This window comes from Aurantimonas marianensis (assembly GCF_024195285.1).
GTDB lineage: Bacteria > Pseudomonadota > Alphaproteobacteria > Rhizobiales > Rhizobiaceae > Aurantimonas > Aurantimonas marianensis.
Map to the genome: position 1 here is coordinate 1 of NZ_JALHBS010000135.1, position 1,881 is coordinate 1,881.

Below are 1,881 nucleotides of genomic sequence, written 5' to 3' on the forward strand. Positions count from 1 at the left end.
CGCCATGCGGCTCCTTCGGGAGCTTCGTGGTCAGGCAGGCCCCGCCGCCTTCGTTTCTCTTTCTTCCCTGGATGAATATCCGCTCTGCCGCAGCAGCGGCGGTGCCGGATACTAACCCGAGCTTTTTGGGTCTGGTTGCTGGGCATCCCGCTGTCTTCGGATGGTGGGTTGGTCCGAGCGTCAGCGAGGCAAGGCCGACCGGCCGCCGGACCTTTTGGTCCGCCCCCGCGGAGCGCTTCACGCGTGAGCGATAAAAGACCGGGCCCGTAGCTCAGCTGGTTAGAGCGCACCCCTGATAAGGGTGAGGTCGGTAGTTCGAATCTACCCGGGCCCACCATTCGGCGATCCGCCGTCGGTGCCGGGATGGGCTGTGCGGCGCGCGCCGAATGGTGGGCAGCGTTTGTTGTGTCCTCACGGCCGGATCGCAGGCTTGGCCTGCTGGCCTCCGGACGGGGCGCGGCAAAAGCCGCGACGACCGGTCGGTCTACCGAACGCGCGAATGCAAAACGTCGGTTCGATCGAACCCAATGGGGCCTTAGCTCAGCTGGGAGAGCACCTGCTTTGCAAGCAGGGGGTCGTCGGTTCGATCCCGACAGGCTCCACCACTCACTGCGTTCGTGGTGTCGCCCGCCGGGTTTGTTTGATTGTCCGTCTTCGCTTTGCTGCGGGCGGACGGGCTGGCTCCACCGGTTCCTTGCCACGACGTGGCCATCCAGGAGAAAGAATAAGGTTTGCGGGCCTTGGACGAATGTCCAAGTGTCTGCGAAGTTCTCAATTATCATCGTGAAGAAGAAGACGGATCTCGAAGATCGTCATTTTGGCCAGCTTGCTGGCCATGCCCCGCTCAGGGTTCGGACGGTCTGTCGACGAAAGGTTCCGGCCCGGGTTCATCGCCCGGGTCCGGTCATAGGGTTTGTTCCCCTTGGCCTTTCGTCTTATGATCGGTGTTGCCTGACCGCACGCCGTCGGGGTTCGTCTCGAGAAGCTGGTCTTTCGTTGATCGGAATTTTGCCTTGCGCGTGAAACCTTTCCAAAAAGTCGAACAACTTTTTGGGGTCACGCGCTGGCTTACCCGATCAACATGAAGAGCACCGCTGCAGGACGCCGGAGGAAGTTGCACACTTCGCCGGTGTTGGCGGTGTTCGAATGAGAGTAAGCGTGAATGTTTGCCTCTCTCTTTTTTGTCGGGCTCATGAAACCTTTCCGACTGCAAGTTGCAGCCGGGGTCATGAGCCGTGCGTTTTGGCCCTCGACGAGAGGGCGCCCTTCCGAAGCACCTTGTGTGCTGAGGCAAGGACGACTGTCCGTCGGCCGGTCAGGCCGCGCCCGCGCAGCCGTTTCGCTCTGGCGAAACTGGCGTGAGCGACAAGAAAACGGTGAGCATTGACGATGAGAATGATCAAGTGAAAGAAGGGCATTTGGTGGATGCCTTGGCATGCACAGGCGATGAAGGACGTGATACGCTGCGATAAGCCATGGGGAGCTGCGAATAAGCTTTGATCCGTGGATTTCCGAATGGGGCAACCCACCTTCGACCGCTGTTAAGTTTAAACTGTTCGGGTTGCGCTCGCGCCAGATTGCTCGCGCAATCGGCTCCGCGAGGGCGGACCATCAGGTCCGTCGCCCGGTCGGGCTCTGGCTGCCGCGCTCTTTGTAGGGCGCACGGCAGTTCGAGGTCGCACGGCAGTCAGGCCGCGAATTGCGGCCCGCAGCTTTTGCTGCGCCCGCGCGGAGGCGATCGCGACAGCGATCTGCCGTGAGCGAGAACGGTTTAGATTAACAGCGGTCATGAGAAGGTATCTGGCTCTGAATACATAGGGGTTAGAAGCGAACTCGGGGAACTGAAACATCTAAGTACCCGAAGGAAAGGACATCAACCGA

The 1,881-nt window shown here is 60.3% G+C and carries 2 tRNA genes and 1 rRNA gene; all 3 read left to right on the forward strand.

Annotated elements, in window-relative coordinates:
- The first annotated feature begins 260 nt into the window (after positions 1 to 260).
- Positions 261 to 337, forward strand: a tRNA-Ile gene (locus tag MJ956_RS18635).
- A 192-nt stretch (positions 338 to 529) separates the two neighbouring features.
- Positions 530 to 605 (forward strand) — tRNA-Ala (locus MJ956_RS18640).
- Positions 606 to 1,397: 792 nt separating this feature from the next.
- Positions 1,398 to 1,881, forward strand: a 23S ribosomal RNA gene (locus tag MJ956_RS18645); the annotation flags it as partial.